General features: G+C 34.5%; 22 protein-coding genes and 1 tRNA gene. 13 read left to right on the forward strand and 10 right to left on the reverse strand.

What is annotated here, in order from left to right:
* Positions 1-11 precede the first annotated feature (11 nt).
* The 3 genes from EZM65_RS11595 (at position 12) to rny (ending at position 2,381) form a co-directional block, all read left to right on the forward strand.
* Positions 12-302 carry a hypothetical protein gene (locus EZM65_RS11595; RefSeq protein ID WP_136668727.1) on the forward strand — a complete coding sequence of 97 codons (291 nt, stop codon included), beginning with the start codon at positions 12-14 and terminating at the stop codon, positions 300-302.
* An 8-nt stretch (positions 303-310) separates the two neighbouring features.
* Positions 311-607: a cell division protein ZapA gene (locus EZM65_RS11600; RefSeq protein ID WP_136668728.1), complete on the forward strand. Its 297-nt coding sequence runs from the start codon at positions 311-313 to the stop codon at positions 605-607.
* Positions 608-818: 211 nt separating this feature from the next.
* Positions 819-2,381, forward strand: coding sequence for a ribonuclease Y (gene rny / locus EZM65_RS11605; RefSeq protein WP_136668729.1), 1,563 nt, complete (start codon positions 819-821; stop codon positions 2,379-2,381).
* A 69-nt stretch (positions 2,382-2,450) separates the two neighbouring features.
* Here rny and EZM65_RS11610 read toward each other — a convergent pair whose 3' ends face one another.
* Complete coding sequence (locus EZM65_RS11610) at positions 2,451-3,965, reverse strand: PAS domain-containing protein (protein ID WP_136668730.1); 1,515 nt, start codon at positions 3,963-3,965, stop codon at positions 2,451-2,453.
* A 502-nt stretch (positions 3,966-4,467) separates the two neighbouring features.
* Positions 4,468-4,541: transfer RNA gene (locus EZM65_RS11615), tRNA-Met, on the reverse strand.
* Positions 4,542-4,684: 143 nt separating this feature from the next.
* On the opposite strand from EZM65_RS11615, the gene EZM65_RS11620 reads away from it, so the two are divergent.
* Positions 4,685-5,077 carry an START-like domain-containing protein gene (locus tag EZM65_RS11620; protein WP_136668731.1) on the forward strand — a complete coding sequence of 131 codons (393 nt, stop codon included), beginning with the start codon at positions 4,685-4,687 and terminating at the stop codon, positions 5,075-5,077.
* 62 nt (positions 5,078-5,139) lie between these two features.
* Positions 5,140-5,949, forward strand: coding sequence for an aminotransferase class IV (locus tag EZM65_RS11625; RefSeq protein ID WP_136668732.1), 810 nt, complete (start codon positions 5,140-5,142; stop codon positions 5,947-5,949).
* Here EZM65_RS11625 and EZM65_RS11630 read toward each other — a convergent pair.
* The 5 genes from EZM65_RS11630 to EZM65_RS11650 all read right to left on the reverse strand — a co-directional run bounded on the left by EZM65_RS11630 (position 5,946) and on the right by EZM65_RS11650 (position 10,494).
* Positions 5,946-6,506, reverse strand: a complete 561-nt coding sequence (locus EZM65_RS11630) for a YqgE/AlgH family protein (protein WP_136668733.1) — start codon at positions 6,504-6,506, stop codon at positions 5,946-5,948. The genes EZM65_RS11625 and EZM65_RS11630 overlap by 4 nt on opposite strands.
* Positions 6,507-6,619: 113 nt before the next feature.
* The gene (locus EZM65_RS11635; protein ID WP_136668734.1) at positions 6,620-6,895 is read right to left on the reverse strand and encodes an HU family DNA-binding protein; all 276 of its coding nucleotides are present in this window, start codon (positions 6,893-6,895) and stop codon (positions 6,620-6,622) included.
* Positions 6,896-7,063: 168 nt separating this feature from the next.
* Positions 7,064-8,014 (reverse strand): methionyl-tRNA formyltransferase, encoded by a 951-nt coding sequence (fmt, locus tag EZM65_RS11640; RefSeq protein ID WP_136668735.1) that lies wholly within the window; start codon positions 8,012-8,014, stop codon positions 7,064-7,066.
* The gene (locus EZM65_RS11645) at positions 8,014-9,906 is read right to left on the reverse strand and encodes an ATP-dependent DNA helicase RecQ (protein WP_136668736.1); all 1,893 of its coding nucleotides are present in this window, start codon (positions 9,904-9,906) and stop codon (positions 8,014-8,016) included. The genes fmt and EZM65_RS11645 overlap by 1 nt, the downstream gene beginning before the upstream one ends.
* 51 nt (positions 9,907-9,957) lie before the next feature.
* On the reverse strand, positions 9,958-10,494 hold the full coding sequence (locus EZM65_RS11650) for an AAA family ATPase (protein ID WP_136668824.1): 537 nt from the start codon (positions 10,492-10,494) through the stop codon (positions 9,958-9,960).
* Positions 10,495-10,632: 138 nt separating this feature from the next.
* On the opposite strand from EZM65_RS11650, the gene EZM65_RS11655 reads away from it, so the two are divergent.
* The 4 genes from EZM65_RS11655 to EZM65_RS11670 all read left to right on the forward strand — a co-directional run bounded on the left by EZM65_RS11655 (position 10,633) and on the right by EZM65_RS11670 (position 13,818).
* Positions 10,633-10,920, forward strand: a complete 288-nt coding sequence (locus EZM65_RS11655) for a DUF493 family protein (protein ID WP_136668825.1) — start codon at positions 10,633-10,635, stop codon at positions 10,918-10,920.
* On the forward strand, positions 10,921-11,628 hold the full coding sequence (locus tag EZM65_RS11660; protein ID WP_136668737.1) for a DUF4290 domain-containing protein: 708 nt from the start codon (positions 10,921-10,923) through the stop codon (positions 11,626-11,628).
* Between the two features lie 37 nt (positions 11,629-11,665).
* A complete protein-coding gene (murA, locus tag EZM65_RS11665; RefSeq protein ID WP_136668738.1) occupies positions 11,666-12,976 on the forward strand; it encodes a UDP-N-acetylglucosamine 1-carboxyvinyltransferase in 1,311 nt (436 codons plus the stop codon).
* A gap of 71 nt (positions 12,977-13,047) precedes the next feature.
* The gene (locus EZM65_RS11670) at positions 13,048-13,818 is read left to right on the forward strand and encodes a TSUP family transporter (protein ID WP_136668739.1); all 771 of its coding nucleotides are present in this window, start codon (positions 13,048-13,050) and stop codon (positions 13,816-13,818) included.
* On the opposite strand, the gene EZM65_RS11675 is transcribed toward EZM65_RS11670, so the two are convergent.
* From EZM65_RS11675 to EZM65_RS11685, 3 genes are all read right to left on the reverse strand, one after another.
* Positions 13,815-16,289, reverse strand: coding sequence for a DUF5686 and carboxypeptidase regulatory-like domain-containing protein (locus tag EZM65_RS11675; protein WP_136668740.1), 2,475 nt, complete (start codon positions 16,287-16,289; stop codon positions 13,815-13,817). The two genes, EZM65_RS11670 and EZM65_RS11675, sit on opposite strands and share 4 nt — an antisense overlap.
* Positions 16,290-16,334: 45 nt before the next feature.
* Positions 16,335-16,748 (reverse strand): type II 3-dehydroquinate dehydratase, encoded by a 414-nt coding sequence (aroQ, locus tag EZM65_RS11680; RefSeq protein WP_136668741.1) that lies wholly within the window; start codon positions 16,746-16,748, stop codon positions 16,335-16,337.
* A gap of 71 nt (positions 16,749-16,819) precedes the next feature.
* Complete coding sequence (locus EZM65_RS11685; RefSeq protein ID WP_136668742.1) at positions 16,820-17,359, reverse strand: porin family protein; 540 nt, start codon at positions 17,357-17,359, stop codon at positions 16,820-16,822.
* A gap of 271 nt (positions 17,360-17,630) precedes the next feature.
* On the opposite strand from EZM65_RS11685, the gene EZM65_RS11690 reads away from it, so the two are divergent.
* The 4 genes from EZM65_RS11690 to xerD all read left to right on the forward strand — a co-directional run bounded on the left by EZM65_RS11690 (position 17,631) and on the right by xerD (position 20,807).
* Complete coding sequence (locus tag EZM65_RS11690) at positions 17,631-18,188, forward strand: porin family protein (RefSeq protein WP_136668743.1); 558 nt, start codon at positions 17,631-17,633, stop codon at positions 18,186-18,188.
* 194 nt (positions 18,189-18,382) lie between these two features.
* A complete protein-coding gene (locus EZM65_RS11695) occupies positions 18,383-18,973 on the forward strand; it encodes a porin family protein (RefSeq protein WP_136668744.1) in 591 nt (196 codons plus the stop codon).
* 229 nt (positions 18,974-19,202) lie between these two features.
* Positions 19,203-19,826, forward strand: coding sequence for an outer membrane protein (locus EZM65_RS11700; protein WP_136668745.1), 624 nt, complete (start codon positions 19,203-19,205; stop codon positions 19,824-19,826).
* A gap of 75 nt (positions 19,827-19,901) precedes the next feature.
* A complete protein-coding gene (gene xerD, locus EZM65_RS11705; protein WP_136668746.1) occupies positions 19,902-20,807 on the forward strand; it encodes a site-specific tyrosine recombinase XerD in 906 nt (301 codons plus the stop codon).
* Positions 20,808-20,821 lie beyond the last annotated feature (14 nt).

Genomic DNA, 20,821 nt, shown 5'->3' on the forward strand with positions numbered 1-20,821 from the left:
TTTTTATTGCAATGAGTGAAATAAGAGGAATAGTTGATTCTCTTGAAGTTAGGTTTCAAATGCTTGTAAATAAATTGGAAAATTTAAAGCAGGCTAACAATGAATTGACATTGAAACTTAAATATTCGGAAGCAATTATTCAAAAACAGGCCGACGAAATTAAAACTCTGAAAGCCGATTTTGACTCAATAAAAATTACAAACTCACTTTTAGGTAGTGACGAATACAAAAGAGATACAAAACTCAAAATAAATTCATTAATCAAAGAAATTGATTACTGCATAGCCCAACTTTCTGATTAGAAAGCGAAATGAGTGAAAAATTAAAAATCAAAATATCAATTGCCGACCGCGTTTACCCATTAACAGTAGACCCAAGTCAGGAAGAAGGTTTAAGAAGTGCCTCCAGGAAAATTGATGCTATGATTAAGCAATTTGAACAAAATTATGCTGTGCGTGACAAACAGGATGTTTTAGCTATGTGCGCCCTTCAGTTTGCAGCGCAATCAGAGCAAAAACAAATTGACAAAAACAATCTGGAAGAATCGACAAAACAGAAACTTCAGGAATTGAATGATTTATTGGGAGACTATCTCGAAAACAAATAAACGAACGTTCTTAACATAAAATAACGATACTACCTACATTAGTCATCATTTGATAAACTCAACACTAACGTTTTAAACAGGTGAATCTTCAATACTATAGCAGGCCTTTAAGTGGGAAGCTTGAACATTGAGTTAACCTAAAACTTGTCTACACGAGTTTATGCAATTCTTCTAATGTAGGTTTTTTTATATATAAATCTTAACACAAACTATGGACATTTTAATACTAATTATTGTAGGAATTGTAGGAGTTGCCGGAGGATTTGGAATTGCTAAATATTTAGAAAAAACAAACGTTTCAAACCTGGTAAAAAATGCAAAGAAGGAAGCATCGTCAATATTAAAAGATGCAAACACGGAGGCTGAAAACATTAAGAAGGATAAAATCCTGCAGGCTAAAGAAAAATTCATCGAACTGAAAGCTGAGCACGAGCAAGTCATTTTAGCACGCGACCGCAAAGTTGCAGAGGTTGAAAAAAGAGTAAGAGATAAAGAATCACAGGTTTCAAATGAATTGGCTAAAGCTAAAAAAGTTAACGATGAAGTTGAAGCTAAAATTGCCGATTACAGCAACAAACTTGAAACTTTAGAAAAGAAAACTTCTGAAGTAGAAAAGATGCACCGCTCTCAGGTAGAGCAACTTGAAGCTATTTCAGGTTTATCTGCAGAAGAGGCTAAAGATCAATTAGTGGAAAGCTTAAAAGCTGAAGCTAAAACTAACGCAATGGCCCACATTCAGGAAACCATTGAAGAAGCCAAATTAACCGCGCAACAGGAAGCTAAGAAAATCATCATCAACACTATTCAACGTGTAGGTACAGAAGAAGCAGTTGAAAACTGTGTATCTGTATTCAACATTGAATCTGACGATGTAAAAGGACGCATCATTGGCCGTGAGGGACGTAACATACGCGCTATCGAAGCAGCAACAGGAGTTGAAATCATCGTTGACGACACCCCTGAAGCAATCATACTTTCTTGTTTTGATCCGGTACGCCGTGAAATTGCACGTTTATCATTACACAAATTAGTAACTGACGGACGTATTCACCCGGCACGTATTGAAGAAGTGGTTGCTAAAACCACAAAGCAAATTGAAGAAGAAATCATTGAAGTAGGTAAACGCACCGTTATCGATTTAGGAATTCATGGTTTACACCCTGAATTAATCAAAATCGTGGGACGTATGAAATACCGTTCTTCGTACGGACAAAACTTATTGCAGCACTCGCGAGAAGTAGCAAAACTTTGCGGTATCATGGCTGCCGAACTTGGATTAAACGTAAAACTTGCCAAAAGAGCCGGTTTACTGCATGATATAGGTAAAGTTCCTGAAACTGAAAGTGATTTACCGCACGCATTGTTAGGTATGCAGTGGGCAGAAAAATATGGTGAAAAAGAAGAAGTTTGCAACGCCATAGGTGCGCACCACGATGAAATTGAAATGAAATCGTTAATTTCACCTGTAATCCAGGTGTGTGATGCAATTTCAGGCGCAAGACCAGGCGCAAGACGTCAGGTTTTAGATTCTTACATTCAACGTTTGAAAGACCTTGAGGATATCGCTTATGGTTTTGGAGGTGTTAAGAGTGCTTATGCAATCCAAGCCGGACGTGAATTACGTGTTATTGTAGAAAGTGAAAAAGTTACCGATGAAATGGCAGCTAAATTATCTTTCGATATTTCACACAAAATTCAAACTGAAATGACCTATCCGGGTCAGGTAAAAATCACAGTTATCCGTGAAACGAGAGCTGTAAATATTGCAAAATAATCTGATTAAATTTTGTTCATAAAAAAGCACGCTTTTAGAAAGCGTGCTTTTTTTATTATCCGGTATGGATTATTTTTTAAAATAAATTTTAAATATCGTCCCTGCTCCCACTTCGCTCTCCACTTCAATCTTACCTCCCATAGCTTCGATTTGATTTTTGGTAATATACAACCCAATTCCCGTCGAATCTTTATGCTTATGAAATGTTTTATACAATCCAAAAATTGAATCCTTGTATTTTACTAAATCAATACCAAGTCCGTTATCTTTTACACACAACACATTGTACTTCAAAAATTCATCGGTCTGCTCCAGATAGAATTCTATTTTCTTTTCCTGTTTAGCAGGATCAGAATATTTGACGGCATTGGTACATAAATTCAAAATAACACTTTCCAAATAAGCAGGAATAAAAGAAACATGCAAAGCATCAGGCACATCGTTTACAACCTTAACCTCCTTTTTTTGAATTTCTTCATTTAAAACCAAAAGCACTTTGGACAAATATTCGGCTACATTCAAATATTGTTTTTCTTCATTTACCGCCACTTGAACATTGACCAACTCCACCAGATTCTCGATAGTCCCTGAAAGATCATCAGAAACCGTCTGCAGACTCGTAATCACCTCCTCGGTAGTCAGGTAGCCATTTTTATGAAAAGTCAGCAGTGTACTGAAATTTCCCGTATGGTTTTTAAGATTATGCGATACGATATGCGCAAAATTCAAAAGTTTCCCTTTTTGGTTATTCACCATATCAAAAGTCTCCTGAAGCTTCTGCTCTTTGTCTTTTTGAAAAGTCACATCGGTATGCGTACCAATAATTCTTAAAGGCTTACCTTCTTCATCCCTTTGAATAACCTTTCCTCTGTCCAGAATCCATTTATAACGGCCATTGCAAAGCACACGGTGATAGGTTTCATAATACGGAATTTTACCATCAAAATGCTCCTGTATATTGCCAAAATAAGCCGCTCTATCATCAGGATGCACCAATTCATCCCATTTTTCAGGATTAGAAATCAAATCATTGTCATCTTCATTAATTTCAAGGATTTTCAAAGACTGAGCTGAATAAAACACTTCATTTGTAACCATATTCCAGTCCCAAACCCCTATACTTGAAGCTAAATTTGCAAACTGGCTTCTAAGCTCAGCAATACGGTGTTCTTCTTCCAGCTTTTTTTGTTTGGTAATATTGGAGTTAATACCAAAAAAAGCTGTTTTCCCGTTTTCCTGACATTCTGAGTTGGCTGTAATTTTATACCACCTTTTTCCAGCAACAGGAAGCATAACCCTGAATTCTATTTCCCAATAACCCGGATGCTCCATTTTTTGCAGGACCGAGCTGATAAATCTTGATTTATCATCAGGATGCATGATTCTTTTAAAGACTTCCCAAGGTGTACTTGAAAATTCCTCAAAATCGGTCTCACAGAATTCCTGGATTTGACCATTCATATAATCAAATCTCAAATCATTGTTTTTATCAACAGTAAACTGAAATATGATTATAGGCTGATTTGAAATAATCCTGTTCAAAAAAGCTTCGTCGTAAACGTTTAATCGCTCTTGTTTCTCCATCAAGTAATTGGGTAAGTGACAATATTATAAAAATTTGCCGAAATATGAAAGGAAATCTCTCTGTTAAAATAAAATCAAAAAACGCAGCACTTTGATTTTCAGACATAAAAAACATATCTCCCGATATTTTAGATAAAAATTATCTTCAAAAACAGAAGCACAATCTGTAATTAAAGAGTTAAAAACTCTACTATCCGAATACTATGCCATAATTTTACTACTCATTGCCGTACAGACGCCTCTGACTTCGCACTAGACAATAAGACCTTCTTCCAGAACTTATATTTAAACAAAGCTAGAGTTGTGCGGTATTGTTATATTTTTTGGTCTGCGAAGTCTGAGACGTTTGCGGAGCATCGTCAAAAAGAAAAGAATACTTCGCCGAACGGATTATCGAATTACGAAAAGCCCCCCCTAAAAAGAAACAAAAAAAAGACAAAACATTGATTATCAAATACTAAAAAACCCAAAACCTTATTTTAAAGATTTTGGGTTAAAATTGTAGCGAAGACGGGAGTTGAACCCGTGACCTCAGGGTTATGAATCCTGCGCTCTAACCAACTGAGCTACCTCGCCATTTATTGGTCTCACATCCTTGCTGAATGCGGGTGCAAATATAGAACTAATTTTAAAGGTTGCAAACTTTTTTCAAAAAAATATATGTCAAAAAAATATTTTTTTTTAAAACTAAATTCTATATATTTCCAAAAAAATTACTTATGAATAATAAAGTACGATACGAATTAGAATTCCCTATACACTCATCTCCGCAGCTATTATATCAATACATTTCCACTCCATCCGGTTTACAGGAATGGTTTGCTGACAATGTAAATTCCCGTGGTGAATTTTTCACTTTCAAATGGGACGATTCTGAAGAGAAGGCACGTCTTTTCTCTAAAAAAACAGGTGAAAAGATCAAATTCAAATGGGTGGATTCTGAAAATAAAGACACTGAATACTATTTTGAATTAAGAATACTGGAAGATGATATTACAAAAGACGTGTCGTTAATGGTGGTTGATTTTGCAGAACATGAAGATTTAGACGAAGCAAAAATGTTATGGGAAAATCAAATTTCCGATTTAAAACATGTAATAGGTTCTGTTTAAAACATAATAAAAAACTTATCTTTGCCCCGTCCTGTTCTAAAAACAGGACGGGGTTTTATTTTATGCAAAGTTCTTCCTTACAAACTAACAGAGGCTTCCTATTTGGCGATGCTGTTTTCGAAACAGTAAAAATTATTGACAATAAAATTCTTTTTTCCGAAGACCACTACTTCAGACTAATGGCTTCTATGCGTATTTTACGCATGGAAATTCCAATGAATTTCACCTTGGAATTTTTTGAAAGCGAAATTTTAACCGCAGTTCAAAATCAAAGTCTGGAAAAATCAGCAAGAGCCAGACTAACAGTTTTCAGGAAAGACGGCGGTTTATACCAACCGGAAACAAATGAAGTTGATTATATCATTTCTGTTTCAAAAATTGAGGAACCTTTGTACAAAATCGAGCCAAAAACTTACGAAGTTGATATTTACAAAGACTTTGTGATTACCAAACAGCTTTTATCCACAATTAAAAGCACAAACAAAAACCTCAACATCATAGGAAGTATTTATGCCAAAGAAAACGGATTAAACAACTGTCTGTTGCTTAATAACGACAAAAATATAGCAGAAGCATTGAACGGAAATATTTTCATGCTTAAAGACAATATTTTATCCACTCCACCAATTTCTGAAGGCTGTCTAAACGGCATTATGAGAAAACAAGTTCTTGCACTTGCCAAAACAGTTGAAGGAATTCAAGTTATAGAAGCCCCTGTATCTCCTTTTGACTTACAAAAGGCCGACGAACTTTTCATCACAAATGTGATAACTGGAATTCAACCCATAACAAAATACCGTAAAAAAGAATTTCAAACAAATATTTCAGAAGTCCTGACATTGAAACTAAATACAAAAATCAGACTAGGTTAATTGTAAATAGGATTTTCAGGTGCATTTGACCAAATCAGGTATTCACCTCCCTGCTCAATGATTTTTTCGCGCCAGAAATCTGACGGCGACTTTCCTATGATTTTATTCTGTAGTTCATTTTCAGAAATAATCCAGGAATGGGAATCCAATTCGTTTTGCAGTTGCTCCGCATCCCAACCCGAATAGCCTAAGAAAAAGCGTATATTATTACGGCTTACTTTCCCCTCATTGATAAGGCTTTTTGTCTGCTCAAAATCGCCCCCCCAATAAATCCCTGTAGCTATTTCTATACTGCCGGATATTAACTGAGGTATGTTATGAATAAAGTATAAATTATCCTGTTCTATTGGCCCTCCGTTATAGATTTTAAACGAGGCCGCGATTTCAGGTATTAAATCATGGATTGTATAACGTAATGGCTTATTCAGTATAAATCCCACCGACCCTTCATCATTATGATCTGCAAGTAAAACTACAGATCTATTAAAAGATAAATCTCCTGTTATTGAAGGCTCTGCCACTAACAAATTTCCTTTTCTTGGTTTTACAGATATCATAACTCATCGATTTTCTAATAAATTTAACAAAATAATTACTTTGTTTCCAAATTAAATCGGTGAATTGCATAAAAAAAGCCACGCATTGCGTGGCTTTTTTTGTGTTTCATTTATTATTTGTTTACTGAACCTTCTAATTCAGCACCTGCTTTGAATTTAACTACATTTTTAGCAGCAATTTTGATAGTTTTACCTGTTTGAGGGTTTCTTCCTTCTCTTGCAGCTCTTTTAGAAACTGACCAAGAACCGAAACCAACTAGAGAAACTCTTCCTCCTTTTTGCAAAGTTCCTTCAACATTGCTTAGAAATGATTCTAAAGCTGCTTTTGCAGCTGCTTTTGTAATTCCTGCATCAGCAGCAATAGCATCGATTAAATCTGATTTGTTCATAATAATTAGTTATTAATGATTGGTTAATAATAATACTTAGCTTTACAAATTTAGCAGGATTTCCTTACCACACAACGGGTTACGGCATTTTTTGATTATTTTGTTAATAACTTAACATTTTTGTTGATAACAATATGTTTTTATAACAAATTGATAATAAAACTCATCTCAAAAAGCCTTTGTTTGCTCGGAAAAACTCATCCCGTTAAGCAATTCCTGTGTCGTCATACGTTTCTTTCCGGGAAACTGAAGTGATTTTAAAACCAAAAAACCTCCTAAAACTGCAATTTTAATTTCCTTTTTTGCTGTAACGACTGTACCTGCAGATATATTGTGCAGCTCTTCTACTTTTTCAGCCTCATAAATCTTCACATTCCACTCATTATCTCCATCTTTGAAATTACAATAAGCTGACGGATAAGGAGATAAACCACGTATAAGGTTGTAAATTGTGTCGATATCTTTGGAAAAATCAATTTTACAATTTTCTCTATCCAGTTTATAAGCCGTTTTAATCTCGGGAGTATCATTTTGAATGGTCGTATGCACTTTTCCGCCTGAAATCAATTCAAGCGTTTCAACAACTGCCTCACAACCCAAATGCATTAGTTTATCATGCAATTCGCCGGCTGATTCAGTTGGCGTTATTTCAATTTCCTTATTCAGAATCATAGCCCCGGTATCAATCTTGTCATCAATGAAGAAAGTAGTCACCCCTGTTTTGGTTTCTCCGTTAATTATCGCCCAGTTAATAGGAGCTGCACCCCTGTAATTCGGTAAAAGTGAAGCATGAAGATTAAAAGTTCCCAACTCCGGCATTTGCCACACCACTGCCGGCAGCATCCTGAAAGCCACCACAACCTGTAAATTAGCATTTAACGAACATAATTCGTTTAGAAAATCTTCATTTTTAAGATTTGTTGGCTGCAATAAACGAAGTCCTTTTTCAAGCGCATATTCTTTTACCGCTGAATATTTTATTTTTTGCCCGCGTCCGGCAGGTTTGTCAGGAGCTGTTATTACTCCTGCAACTTCATATTTATTTTCGTTAATGATAGCATCTAAAATCCCGACTGCAAATTCGGGGGTACCCATAAAAACTATTCGTAATGGCTTCATTATATAAGTGTAAATTGATTTTTTGTATTTATTGAAATGGCATCATATTCCAGAAGCTGTTTCAAAACCAACAGCAACTGATTTTCTTCTATTTCTATCACTTCAGCTAATTCCCTGGAACTTCTGGGCATTTCTTTTAATAAAGATAAAATTTGAGTTACAATCTGCTCTCTATTAATTTCTTTTGGCTTCTTATTCAAACAATAGGAACAAATCCCGCAGTCCTTATGCACAATCTCACCAAAATAAGTCAGCAAAAGCCTGCTCTTGCATTGCAGTTCATCGGAAACATAAGTTACTACAGAAGCCAGTTGATTTTTTTTATTCAGATTTTGTTTTTCGAGATATTTTGCAACTCTGTTTATGGTTCTATCATCCTCACGGACTTCAAGAAAAGTGATTTTTGACTCGTTTTGAATTAAAAGCAAATCTACAATTCCTCTTTCTTGTAATTTTTCAAGCAAAGTTATCACTTTGGCTTCAGAAGTATTGGCATTTTTAGCAATAAAAACGGTGTTGATATTGGTCTGCATATCAAAAACACCAGGATAATTTCTTAAAATTGAAGTAATTACTGATTCATCATCAGGGTTCAGACTAATATAACGGATAACTTCTCTGGACTCAATTATAAATTGAAGCTGTACTTTTTCAGATTGCTCATTGGATAATGATATTATTGCCTGCCGGTCTAAAAACTGTAATGAGTTAAAGACTTTTAAGATAGGTAAGTTATATTTCGCACAAAACTGATTTAAACTAAACGAAAACTCATCATTAATCCCTTCGCCATAAGGAATTTGAAAATAATTGCAAAGCTTAACATATACTTCTTTCAAAAAAGCAACATCAGGCAAGACAGAAATAAATTGATTTTCGGCCTGAATAATATCAGAAGGAGAAGTTATTAAAATAGCAAAAGCCTTTTGACCGTCACGTCCTGCCCTGCCAGCTTCCTGATAATAACTTTCAAGATTTTCAGGCAAATTTACATGAATGACCGTTTTAACATTTGGTTTATCAATACCCATTCCAAAAGCACTGGTAGCAACCATAATGGGTGTCTTTTCAGTCATCCATGACTGCATCTGACTTTCTTTTTCTTTATGCGGAAGTCCACCATGATAATAGGTTACCTTAAAACCAAGCGCATTTAACTGCGAAGCATAGTCATGACAGGATTTCCTGTTTCTGACATAAATAATGCCTGGCTCCGGATTTTTAGAAAGAATTTGTTTGATTTTATAGAGTTTATCTTCAGCTTTAATAATATGATATCCTAAATTCTCTCTGGCAAATGATTTTTTATAAATTTTAGGATTGGTTAATCCTAACAGCGCAACAATATCCTGCTGTACTTCCGGCGTAGCTGATGCCGTTAAAGCAATAAAAGGTACTTTGATAAAGATTTCCTTCAGCTTGGCAATCTTCAGATAAGAAGGTCTGAAATCATGCCCCCATTGCGACACACAATGCGCTTCGTCAATTGCAACAATTGAAATATTTAAACCTTTAATCCGTTCTAAAACCCAGTCCTGCTCTAATCGTTCCGGAGAAACATACAAAAATTTATAATTTCCGTATTGGCAATTATCCAACAACTGAATTAACTCATCAGCATGAATCCCTCCCGTTAAAGCAATTGCCTTTATATCTCTTTTTTGAAGTTGGGCTACCTGATCTTTCATGAGCGCCACAAGAGGTGAAACAACCAAACAGATTCCATCTTTAAGCATAGCCGGAACCTGAAAGCACAGTGATTTACCTCCGCCGGTTGGCATCAAACCAAAAGTATCATTTCCATTGATAACTTCTTTTATGATATCTTCCTGAACTGGTCTGAAAGAATCATAACCCCAATATTTTCTAAGAATTTCGAGTGCTTTTTGCAATTGCGACAGTTTAAAGGATAAAGTTAAAAACTTTCCTTTTTTAAACAAATTTTACTTTAAATGGCCAAAAATAAAATCAACACGGTCTTCAACAGTTCCAATAGGGACTTCGATTAAATTGTAACCGTATTTTTTATACGTAAGTTTTAAGTGTTCGTAAATAACTTTAGCCTGCTCAAAATTTTCATAGCGTGCCTCGTCACTTACATAAATTTCTTCCCAAGGCGGCAATACAAATACCGAATCATATCTGGTTTCAATACAATGCACATCAAAATGCTCCGGATAATCATCTCCTATATAATCCATATAGGCTAAAACATCGGGCAAACCGCGGTCTATAAATATACGGGAACACTCTTCCTGAAGTGCGTTGTGAAATTGTTTTAATCTTCCGTCAAGCAACATCTGACTAAACAGCAAAGGCTCAGTTAAAAACAACTGATCAATCCCTTGTCTTTTTGCCTCTAAAGTTACTTCGCGTGAAATTTCAGGATAACATGCATATCCTTTTTCTATTAATTTTTCAATGATAGTGGTTTTCCCTGTTCCCGGACCACCTGTAATGATAATTATTTCCTTTTTCAAAGCCTGAATTTCAAGGTGCAAACTTAAATAAAGAAATTGGTTTATAAAAATGATTTGCATTTCCAGTTTGAAATGCTTTTATAAGTTGTAACCAAAAAAATTAAAAACACTATATTTGCGTTTATTTTAATGCAGATGATGGATAAAAAAACAACCGAATTTTACATTCGCCTGAAAGAAGAACTAAATAGTGTAAATAAAGTTTGGCCTTCAAAATATTTATATAAATTTATAGTCCCTACTGATACCGAAAAAATTGCCACTGTTGAAAAAGCATTTGACTGTATGGGTGCGGTAATTGATACCCGCCAGTCAAAAAACGGCAAGTTCACAAGTATATCTGTAGATGTTGTTATGCCAAGTGCAGAGGCAATCATAACAAAATACCAGGAAGTTTCAACTATTGAAGGCATAATTTCTTTATAAATGGTTACAAAAATCAAAACAGAACTAGCTCAGAATGCGGTTCAAAATTTAGAATATAATTCTGAAAGGAAATCATTAATCATTCCAGAATATGGCCGTCATTTACATAAATTAATTGATCAGGCTGTTGCTCTTGAAAACAGAGAAGAAAAAAACAAATTAGCGAAATACATTATTTCTGTAATGGGAAGTATGAATCCTCATTTGCGTGATGTTCCTGATTTTCAGCACAAACTTTGGGATCAACTATTTATTATGTCAAATTTCCAATTAGATGTGGATTCTCCTTATCCAATCCCTACCAAAGAAGTTTTACATTTAAAACCCGCTCCGCTTCCTTACCCTCAGAATTTCCCAAAATACCGCTTTTACGGCAACAATATCACCTATATGATTGCAAAGGCATTGGAATGGGAAGACGGTGATTTAAAAAATGCCTTGATACGTGTGATTGCAAACCACATGAAAAAGTGTTATTTGAGCTGGAACAAAGATACCGTAACCGATGCCGTTATATTTGAACATTTGTATGAGCTTTCTGACGGTAAAATCAATTTAACGGCTTCAACCGAAGAACTTTCAAATACTCATGATTTAATGCGTACCAACAAGCGTACATCAAACAAGATGCAAATTAACAGCATGAGCAAGCATAAAAATCAGAATTTAAAAAGCGGACCGAAAAAACCATTCAAAAAAAATAATTAAGAGTCAAAAGCTCATAACTTATAACTCATAACTCAAAATGGGAACATTTAAAATTGAAGGAGGAAAACCACTAAAAGGGAATGTACAGCCTCAAGGAGCAAAAAATGAAGCATTACAAGTACTTTGCCCTGTTTTATTAACTTCTGAAAAAGTTAGAATTACTAATATTCCAGATATTATTGATGTAAACAAACTGATTGTACTTCTAGGAAATTTAGGTGTAAAAATACAAAAAAACGGCCCTGGAGACTACACTTTCCAAGCTGACGATGTAAACATTGATTACCTGAAAACAGAAGCTTTCAAAAAAGAAGGCGGAAGCTTAAGAGGATCTATCATGATTGTAGGACCTCTTTTAGCACGTTTTGGCTGTGGATACATCCCTAAACCAGGTGGAGATAAAATTGGCCGACGCCGTTTAGACACTCACTTTGAAGGCTTTATTAATCTTGGCGCAAAATTCAGATATGAAAGAGCAGACCATTTTTACGGTGTGGAAATAGAAGGAAGGTTACAGGGAACATATATGTTGCTTGACGAAGCTTCGGTTACCGGTACTGCAAATATTGTTATGGCTGCGGTTTTAGCTGAAGGCACAACTACTATATACAATGCTGCATGTGAACCCTATTTACAACAACTTTGTAAAATGCTGAATTCAATGGGAGCTAAAATTACCGGAATAGGCTCTAACCTTTTAACTATTGAAGGAGTTGAAAAACTTGGAGGCTGTGAGCACCGTATTTTACCGGATATGATTGAAATTGGCTCATGGATTGGTCTTGCCGCTATGACAAGAAGTGAAATCACCATTAAAGATGTTAGTTGGGAAAATCTTGGAGTTATACCTAATGTATTCCGGAAATTAGGAATTACCTTAGAGAAAAAAGGAGATGATATTTACATCCCTGCACACAAAGACGGTTACGAAATTAAAACAGACATTGACGGTTCTATTTTGACTGTTGCTGATTCACCTTGGCCTGGCTTCACTCCAGACTTGTTAAGTATTGTGTTGGTAGTCGCTACACAGGCAAAAGGAGACGTTTTAATTCATCAAAAAATGTTTGAAAGCCGTTTATTCTTTGTGGATAAATTAATTGACATGGGAGCTAAAATCATGCTTTGTGACCCACATAGAGCAGTGGTTATGGGACATAACTTCCAATCACAATTAAAAGCCACTACAATGAGTTCACCAGATATCAGAGCGGGTATTTCATTACTGATTGCCGCTTTAACAGCAAAAGGAACCAGTACAATTCAAAACATAGAACAAATAGACAGAGGTTATGAGCGTATCGATGAGCGTTTAAGATCGTTAGGTGCCAATATTGTGAGAGCGTAAATTTAGTTTTCAGTACTCAGTCACAGTAAACAGTTTTATTGTGACTGAAAACTGAGACTGAGAACTTAAAAATGGAAACCTACATCATACTTTTACTTTGCATTGCTTCCTTTTTAGCTGGATTTATTGATGCAATAGCCGGTGGTGGTGGATTGATACAAACTCCGGTTGCTTTACTATTACTCCCAAATCATGCTGTTTCCTCATTATTAGGATCTTTGAAAATTCCGGGATTTACAGGAACCGGCGTTGCTTCTATCCAATACTTAAAAAAGGTTGACATGAATTGGAAACTACTTTTGATTATGGCCTTTTTTGCCTGTATTACTGCTTTTACAGGGTCCTATTTCGTTACAATTGTAAGCAACGATTTTATGAAGCCTTTGCTTTTTGTGGTTTTAGTACTTGTTGCTGTTTATACATTTATAAAAAAAGATTTCGGAAATCACACCCCAAAAGAATATTCAGCAAAAAAATCAATTTTTCTTGGAATTATCATCAGTTCTTTAATTGGCTTTTATGATGGTTTCATAGGCCCGGGAACCGGAAGTTTTTTAATTTTAGCTTTTATCTCAATTCTTGGCCTGGATTTTCTGCACGCTTCTGCGAATGCCAAATTAGTGAATTTAGCATCAAACATAGGTTCAATTACCCTATTCATTTTTAAAGGAAAAATCATTTGGCTGATTGCAATTCCTATGGCTTTCTGCAACGGCTTAGGCGGATGGCTGGGCGCTAAATTAGCCATTAAAAAAGGAAACGGTTTTATCAGGGTATTCTTCCTGATAGTTGTTATTGGAACGCTGATACGGCTGAGCTATGATATTTTCTTTAAAAATTAATCTAAAGCGTTCAGTATTTTTAATCCAAAAACAATTCCATCTGCTGCAAAACCATTTTGGTACGAACGGACATAGTCGAATCTGAAAACTTTAAATTTCCCAAACCCCAGATTATCCAAACCAACAGAAATTTCCGAATAGGGTTTCCTATCCGGGACAGATAAATTGTGCCAGCCCAAAATCAAGTTGGTCTTCAACAAATTCAAAAGTGGTATTTTGTTAATTATAAATCCTTTATCATCATACTCTGTATGTGCTTCAAAAAAAGAATCATTGGTACTGTATTTATAATACGGCATCAGATTAAACACATTCAGATACCTGTCGGACTGCCCTATATGGGTTTGGTTTCCGTTAAAATGCTTATAATCTGCAAATGAGATACCATCAGCATTAAAAAACTTTCCAGCTGTTATATTTATTCCCAGATTACCTTTATTACCCAGCAATAAATCATGGGAAACTCTCATGGCTGCATAGTCAAAGTTATATTGTGATTTATTTCCTGCCAAGCCTTTTTCGTAAGTAAGATAGACTGTAGGGTATTTATTATCTGACAAATTAAATTTGCCGTCAGGTCTGGACCAGTATTCCTGCGCAAAATTTATTTTACCGGTTATACCTGCCTTTATCAGATTATGCTTAACCATAACAGGATTTTCATAATCATACGGAAACAAGGGATTATTTGAAGTGTACCTCTTGCTCTTTTTAACAATTGTGTAATCAGTACCGTTAAAAAGCGGTTTTCTTTCTGAATATTCAAAGTTCGTATTCACCGAAAAGCCATTCAGCACTTCCTGACTGTAGCCTAAATTAATAAAACTCCTATCATAAAGCTTCATGAAATTATTTTTAAAAAACAGGGTGCTGACCGAATTCACAAAACTGGAAATAGGATTATTCGAATTGAACTGAACAATATCTCTTCCTCCGGAAAAGCGCAGTAATGCATTGGTCACATTATTAAACTTTCTGGAAAATTCTCCCTTAACTCTGAATTTTTCTTCTTCTAATCCGTAATTCAGAACAAGACCGACAGAAGTATAGGTTCTGTTTTCTTTATTATTTTTCAAATAATTTAATCCGGTACTCAAAGCATACCCCTGCACTGTATTGAACCGAAGGCTGGTCAGAAAGCCTTTGTAATTCAACGACCAATCTTTGTATGAATTTTTATAATTGTAACCCGAAACCATACTGAGAGGAGAAAATCTGTTACTCTTTCTATCGATAGAATCGAGATATTTTTTTGACTGCCTTAAAGTCTGAATACTATCCTTTTTAACATAATCACTGCTTTCTTCGAAAGTTAACGGAACCGGCCTGATGGTATTCCAAAAATCATTATCTTTTTTATTGGAATCTTTCTCAAAGGCAAGTACTTCACGGGTAAATGTTTTTTTATCAAAAGCAGGTTCAAATTCAAAATTACTGTATACGTAGGTAAATCTTCCGGAAAGATTTATTCCCAATATACCGGCAGTAAAATCCAGGCTCTGAGTATTTTTCACCCAGATTCTGTCATTTTGATTGTAACTGAAACTTTGTTTTAAAATCAAATTATCAAGTGCCGGCGTTTGCATCCTGTAACCTTTTATATTTACATCAACTGCATAAACAGCCCACGAATCCTCCACTACATAGATATAGCCCTCAACCACAGGTTCGGTATCACGGCGAGGTATTACTCTAATTTTATTTATCTGCTGCTTGTCTTCTGTATAAAAAGTTCCGTCAATTTTAAATTTATAATATGAAAATGCGTTATCACTTATTGGAGAAATTACATTAATTTGAAATGGCAGATAATTTTCATAAAAATCAAATTCGACACTGGCGGCATTGTTAAAACTAAAACCATTGTTTTTACCAGCAACTTTAGAAGCCAGAATGGTTTCTTTCATTTTATCCGGTTTTTGAAAACTAAGTCTGGAAACTGTTTCGGACAAATACAAAATCCCCGTTCGGGTTGAATCCAGAGCTCCGTCAAAATCACCTATTTCCTGACCGAGTATTTTTTTTGGAGCATCTTTAATACGCATTAATCCTTTCGAATAAAAATCAGCTTTATACGCTGCTGTTCGGACAGTATTCTGTTTTTTAGCCGTAATCGCATTCTTTATTATCTGAACAGCAGGATCTTCCTGATTATTGACTACAACTTCTTTTAAAACATATTTCTCTTCAGCTAATTTCACATCCAGATGATACGGAAGGCTTTCAACAGTAACATCAACTCTTTTCGTCTTAAAGCCCAAAAACTGAAAAACTATAGCATACTTTCCGTTTTTCTTTACATTTAATTCATAAACTCCCTTTTCATTAGTTGTTGTCCCATTATAGGTTTTATCCACCAAAACACTAACTAAAGGAAGCGGATTGTTGTTTTCATCGGTCACAAGACCTTTAATTTGAGCATTTGAAGCGGTTGAAACCAACAAAAATGCAAGGAAAAAGAAGTTTTTCATTTTGGCTTTTCTATAAAGACGGAATTTTACAATAAATGGTTGCTTTTATAAAAAAGACTGAATTGCCAAATCATAGCTTTGTAAACCAAAACCAATAATTATTCCTTTAGCATTGGGTGAAATATAAGACTGATGTCTGAAAGTTTCTCTTGAAAATGTGTTTGAAATATGAACTTCAACAACAGGAGTTACAATAGCTTTTATACAGTCGCCAATACCTATAGATGTATGTGTGTAGGCTCCTGCATTGAGAATAATTCCGTTATAATCAAAACCAGCTTCCTGCAGTTTACTGATAATCTCCCCTTCAATATTGCTTTGGTAATATTCTAAATCAATTTCAGGATACTTGGTTTGAAGATTTTTAAAAAAATCTTCAAAATTCAGATTACCATAAATTTCCGGTTCTCTTTTACCTAACAAGTTAAGATTGGGTCCGTTAATTATAAGAATTTTCATAAACTATTTTTCGTAAAAATAAAAAAACCATTCCTAAATGAAATGGTTTTATAGAAGGTTTTAAAAATAAATCAGAACATATACCCTATTGACAATTGACCAACAGAGTTTTTAATATCGGCATTCTTACCGATTTCCGAAAGACCCAAGACATATCTCCCCTGCAGAAAAAGCTTTTGAGTCAGTTTTAAGCTTAGACCGCCTGCCGCACCAAAATCGAGCTCCTCCACATCAGTATTGGCATCAACGTTTTTAGAAGCCAGCCAGGAAAACTGAGGACCAAGATCCAAAGACAATGATTTACCCAATCCTACTTTAACCATTACAGGAACAGAAATATAGCCTAATTCAGCTTTAACCTCATCAACCACATTTTTATAGCTTGCTCCCTGCGTGGAATACAGAATCTCAGGCTGAATGCTGAATTTTTCTGCTAATTTCAAATTAACCACTAAACCAGCGTGGTAACTCGTCAAGGCATCTGTCTGGAGCTCACTGCTCTTAAAATTGGCATAATTTACTCCGGCTTTTAAACCTAATTTCATTATTTGTGCATTTACTCCATACTGTACCGAAAGTAAAAACATAATCATTAAAATTGCTTTTTTCATAACATCATTTTTCTACATTATTAAACGAAAATAGTGCCAAAAATATTTCTTTCAAAGAAAACGCGGCATTTTTGAGAAAAAACAAAACTAAACTACATCACTAAATTAGGTTAGAAAAACATCCCTAAAATTAGTTAGAAAAACAAATTAAAAAACATAACACACTGAAAATTAACACCAATAAAATTGTTAATAACTTTATTTACCGTATTATTCATGATTTTTTTTTTTTCAATAACTTCACATCATAATTTTAAAATTAAAACTAACTATGAAAAAATTATTATTAACTGTTGCAGCTGTATTTGCTTTTAGTTTTGCTAATGCACAAGAAACTAAATTCGGGGTTAAAGCCGGTTTAAACTTAGCTGACTGGTCAGGAGATGATGCTGACGGTATAGATTCTAAAGTTGGATTCCATGTAGGTGGTTTCGCTGAAATCAAATTAAACGACAAATTTGCTTTACAACCTGAGTTATTATACTCTGCTCAAGGAGGAAAAGCTGACGGTGGAACTTACAATGTTGATTATATCAACATCCCTGTAATGGCTAAATTCTACGCTACAGAAAAGTTCAGTGTTGAAGCTGGTCCTCAAGTAGGATTCTTAGTATCTGCAAAAGCTAAACCAGATTCTGGTGATGATATAGACATCAAAGATGAGTTAAAATCAACTGATTTTGGTGTAAATTTAGGTCTTGGATATAATTTTACTGACAACATTTCAGCAGGTTTAAGATACAACTTAGGTTTATCACAAGTTGTTGATGCAGATGATGTAGATGTTAAAAACAATGTTTTCTCTTTATCTGTAGGATATAAATTCTAATATTATCAACTTACAAAAGAGAGAGCTTCTTAACGGAAGCTCTCTCTTTTTTTATAAAAAACATCAAAAACCTACAATTATTGCAATTTTAAAATTTTAACAAATATAAATTGTTAAAAACTTTTCAGCCCAACACAAATGCCTAACTTAAAATTCTATAAATTAGCATGAATTTTTAAAAATCAAATTGTAACATGAAAAAACTATTATTAACTGCAGCAGCTGTATTTACATTTGGCTTCGCTAATGCACAGGAAACTAAATTTGGGGTTAAAGCTGGTTTAAACTTAGGAAATCTTTCAGGTGACATCGAAGATGCTTTTGTTGATTCTGATATGAAAATGAGACCTTCATTTCATGTTGGTGGCTTTGCTGAAATTAAATTAAACGACAAGTTTGCTATTCAACCTGAATTACTATATTCTGTTGAAGGAGGCAAACAAGATGTTGACGGTGAATCAGAAAAATTAATTTGGGATTTACACTATATAAATTTACCCGTAATGGCTAAATTTTACGCAACTGAAAAACTTAGTATTGAAGCTGGACCTCAGATAGGCTTTTTAACAAAAGCTGAAGCTACTTTTGACGGTGAAACTGTAGTTGATTTCAAAGATGATTCAAAATCTACTGCAATTTCATTAAATCTTGGTGCAGGTTATAATTTTACTGATAACCTTTTTGGCTCTTTAAGATATTCAATCGGTATGAGCAACATTGTAGACGAGAACGATTTTGACTCTAAAAGTAACGTACTTGCATTATCTGTAGGGTATAAATTCTAATACAACCGACTTACAAAAAACGAGAGCTTCTTAACAGAGGCTCTTTTTTTTTCTAAAAAAAACCAAAAACAACAATATACCACCATAAAAACCCAAAAAAAATCTTAAAAACAAAAATAAATCCAAAATTTTAACAAATAAAAAATTGTTAAAAACTTTTAAACCCAACGGGAATCCTCATATTAAAATTATATAAATTCGCATGAATTTTTAAAAATCAAATTTTAACATGAAAAAATTATTATTAACTGCTGCTGCAGTATTTGCATTTGGTTTTGCTAATGCACAAGAATCTAATGGAGAAGGTTTTGAAAAAGGTAGTATGTTTTTATCAGGAACTGCTTCATTTGGAACTACTGACATGAAATCTATGGACGCTAAGGAAACTTCATTTGTTGTTGCTCCTAAATTTGGTTATTTTGTTACTGACAATGTAGCAATTGGTTTAGGTCTTGGATTTGGTAATTCAAAAATCGAAGCTAACGACAGCAATGATAAAGTTGAAAACAAAACAACTTCTTTTGGAGCTTTTGGTAGATATTATGTAAAAACTGCAAAATTCGCTCCGTTTGCTGAATTAAACGTAAACTATGCAACTACAAGCACAGAGTACGCTAAATTCATGGGACAATTAATCCCATTTGGTAATGGAGTAGACATCAACACTTTGTCAGTGAATGTAGCTCCAGGTTTCAACTATTTCTTCTCTGATAATTTTGCATTAGAGACTTCAGTTGGTATCTTAGGTTATTCATCTTCAAAAGCTGATGTAGATGGTGCAAAAGCTGATAGCGGATTCAACATTGGTTTAAACTTCAGCAATATTAACTTCGGTTTAATCTACAAATTCTAATTCTTTTTGAATTATTATGTTTAAATCCCGATTCGTCGGGATTTTTTTATGCTTCATTTTTACTAAATTGCCTTCATGAATTGGACTTCTTACATCAAAAACTATCAATCCTATTTAAAAATCGAAAGAGGCTTATCTAAAAATTCAATTGATAGCTATGTAATGGATGTAGAAAAACTCTGTAATTATCTTTTAGAAAACAATATTGAAATCAGTCCTGTTGCCATAAAAGAAGAAACCATACAGGAATTCATTTATTTTGTATCCAAAGACATTAACCCCAGGAGTCAAGCCCGATTGATTTCAGGACTCAAAAGCTTTTTTGGGTATTTAATTTTTGAAGATTACCGCCAGGACAATCCACTAGAGTTAATTGAAAGTCCGCGCTTGGGAAGAAAACTACCCGATACTTTAAACATTCAGGATATAGACAGTTTGATTTTTGCCATAGATTTATCAACCGCAGAAGGAGAACGAAACAGAGCCATGCTCGAAACACTTTATGGCTGTGGGTTACGCGTTTCGGAATTGGTTACATTAAAAATTTCGGATTTGTTTTTTGAAGAAGGTTTTATAAAAATCACAGGAAAAGGCAACAAACAGCGCTTTGTTCCTATAAGCGACTTAACTCAAAAATACATTGAGATTTACAAAACCACTATCCGAATACAACTACCTATCCAAAAAGGACACGAGGACACCTTGTTTTTAAACCGAAGAGGAAGACAACTCACCAGAGCAATGGTTTTTACTATTATCAAGGATTTAGCCAAAAAAATCAACCTCAACAAAATCATTAGTCCACATACCTTCAGACATTCATTTGCCACGCATTTATTAGAAAACGGAGCCGATTTACGTTCAATACAGTTGATGTTAGGCCATGAATCCATCACTACTACAGAAATTTACATGCATGTTGACAGAAAACATCTAAACCAAGTGATGCAGAATTTTCATCCTAGAAATAATACTAAATAAAAAATCCTTCTTTC

This window comes from Flavobacterium sp. H122 (genome assembly GCF_004959765.1).
Classification (GTDB): domain Bacteria; phylum Bacteroidota; class Bacteroidia; order Flavobacteriales; family Flavobacteriaceae; genus Flavobacterium.

Bases quoted from the DNA above. Each gene is read 5' to 3' on its own strand.
- EZM65_RS11595 (WP_136668727.1), top strand. From the start codon at position 12: ATGAGTGAAATAAGAGGAATAGTTGATTCTCTTGAAGTTAGGTTTCAA.
- EZM65_RS11600 (WP_136668728.1), top strand. From the start codon at position 311: ATGAGTGAAAAATTAAAAATCAAAATATCAATTGCCGACCGCGTTTAC.
- rny (WP_136668729.1), top strand. From the start codon at position 819: ATGGACATTTTAATACTAATTATTGTAGGAATTGTAGGAGTTGCCGGA.
- EZM65_RS11610 (WP_136668730.1), bottom strand. From the start codon at position 3,965: ATGGAGAAACAAGAGCGATTAAACGTTTACGACGAAGCTTTTTTGAAC.
- EZM65_RS11620 (WP_136668731.1), top strand. From the start codon at position 4,685: ATGAATAATAAAGTACGATACGAATTAGAATTCCCTATACACTCATCT.
- EZM65_RS11625 (WP_136668732.1), top strand. From the start codon at position 5,140: ATGCAAAGTTCTTCCTTACAAACTAACAGAGGCTTCCTATTTGGCGAT.
- EZM65_RS11630 (WP_136668733.1), bottom strand. From the start codon at position 6,506: ATGATATCTGTAAAACCAAGAAAAGGAAATTTGTTAGTGGCAGAGCCT.
- EZM65_RS11635 (WP_136668734.1), bottom strand. From the start codon at position 6,895: ATGAACAAATCAGATTTAATCGATGCTATTGCTGCTGATGCAGGAATT.
- fmt (WP_136668735.1), bottom strand. From the start codon at position 8,014: ATGAAGCCATTACGAATAGTTTTTATGGGTACCCCCGAATTTGCAGTC.
- EZM65_RS11655 (WP_136668825.1), top strand. From the start codon at position 10,633: ATGGATAAAAAAACAACCGAATTTTACATTCGCCTGAAAGAAGAACTA.
- EZM65_RS11660 (WP_136668737.1), top strand. From the start codon at position 10,921: ATGGTTACAAAAATCAAAACAGAACTAGCTCAGAATGCGGTTCAAAAT.
- murA (WP_136668738.1), top strand. From the start codon at position 11,666: ATGGGAACATTTAAAATTGAAGGAGGAAAACCACTAAAAGGGAATGTA.
- EZM65_RS11670 (WP_136668739.1), top strand. From the start codon at position 13,048: ATGGAAACCTACATCATACTTTTACTTTGCATTGCTTCCTTTTTAGCT.
- EZM65_RS11675 (WP_136668740.1), bottom strand. From the start codon at position 16,289: ATGAAAAACTTCTTTTTCCTTGCATTTTTGTTGGTTTCAACCGCTTCA.
- aroQ (WP_136668741.1), bottom strand. From the start codon at position 16,748: ATGAAAATTCTTATAATTAACGGACCCAATCTTAACTTGTTAGGTAAA.
- EZM65_RS11685 (WP_136668742.1), bottom strand. From the start codon at position 17,359: ATGAAAAAAGCAATTTTAATGATTATGTTTTTACTTTCGGTACAGTAT.
- EZM65_RS11690 (WP_136668743.1), top strand. From the start codon at position 17,631: ATGAAAAAATTATTATTAACTGTTGCAGCTGTATTTGCTTTTAGTTTT.
- EZM65_RS11695 (WP_136668744.1), top strand. From the start codon at position 18,383: ATGAAAAAACTATTATTAACTGCAGCAGCTGTATTTACATTTGGCTTC.
- EZM65_RS11700 (WP_136668745.1), top strand. From the start codon at position 19,203: ATGAAAAAATTATTATTAACTGCTGCTGCAGTATTTGCATTTGGTTTT.
- xerD (WP_136668746.1), top strand. From the start codon at position 19,902: ATGAATTGGACTTCTTACATCAAAAACTATCAATCCTATTTAAAAATC.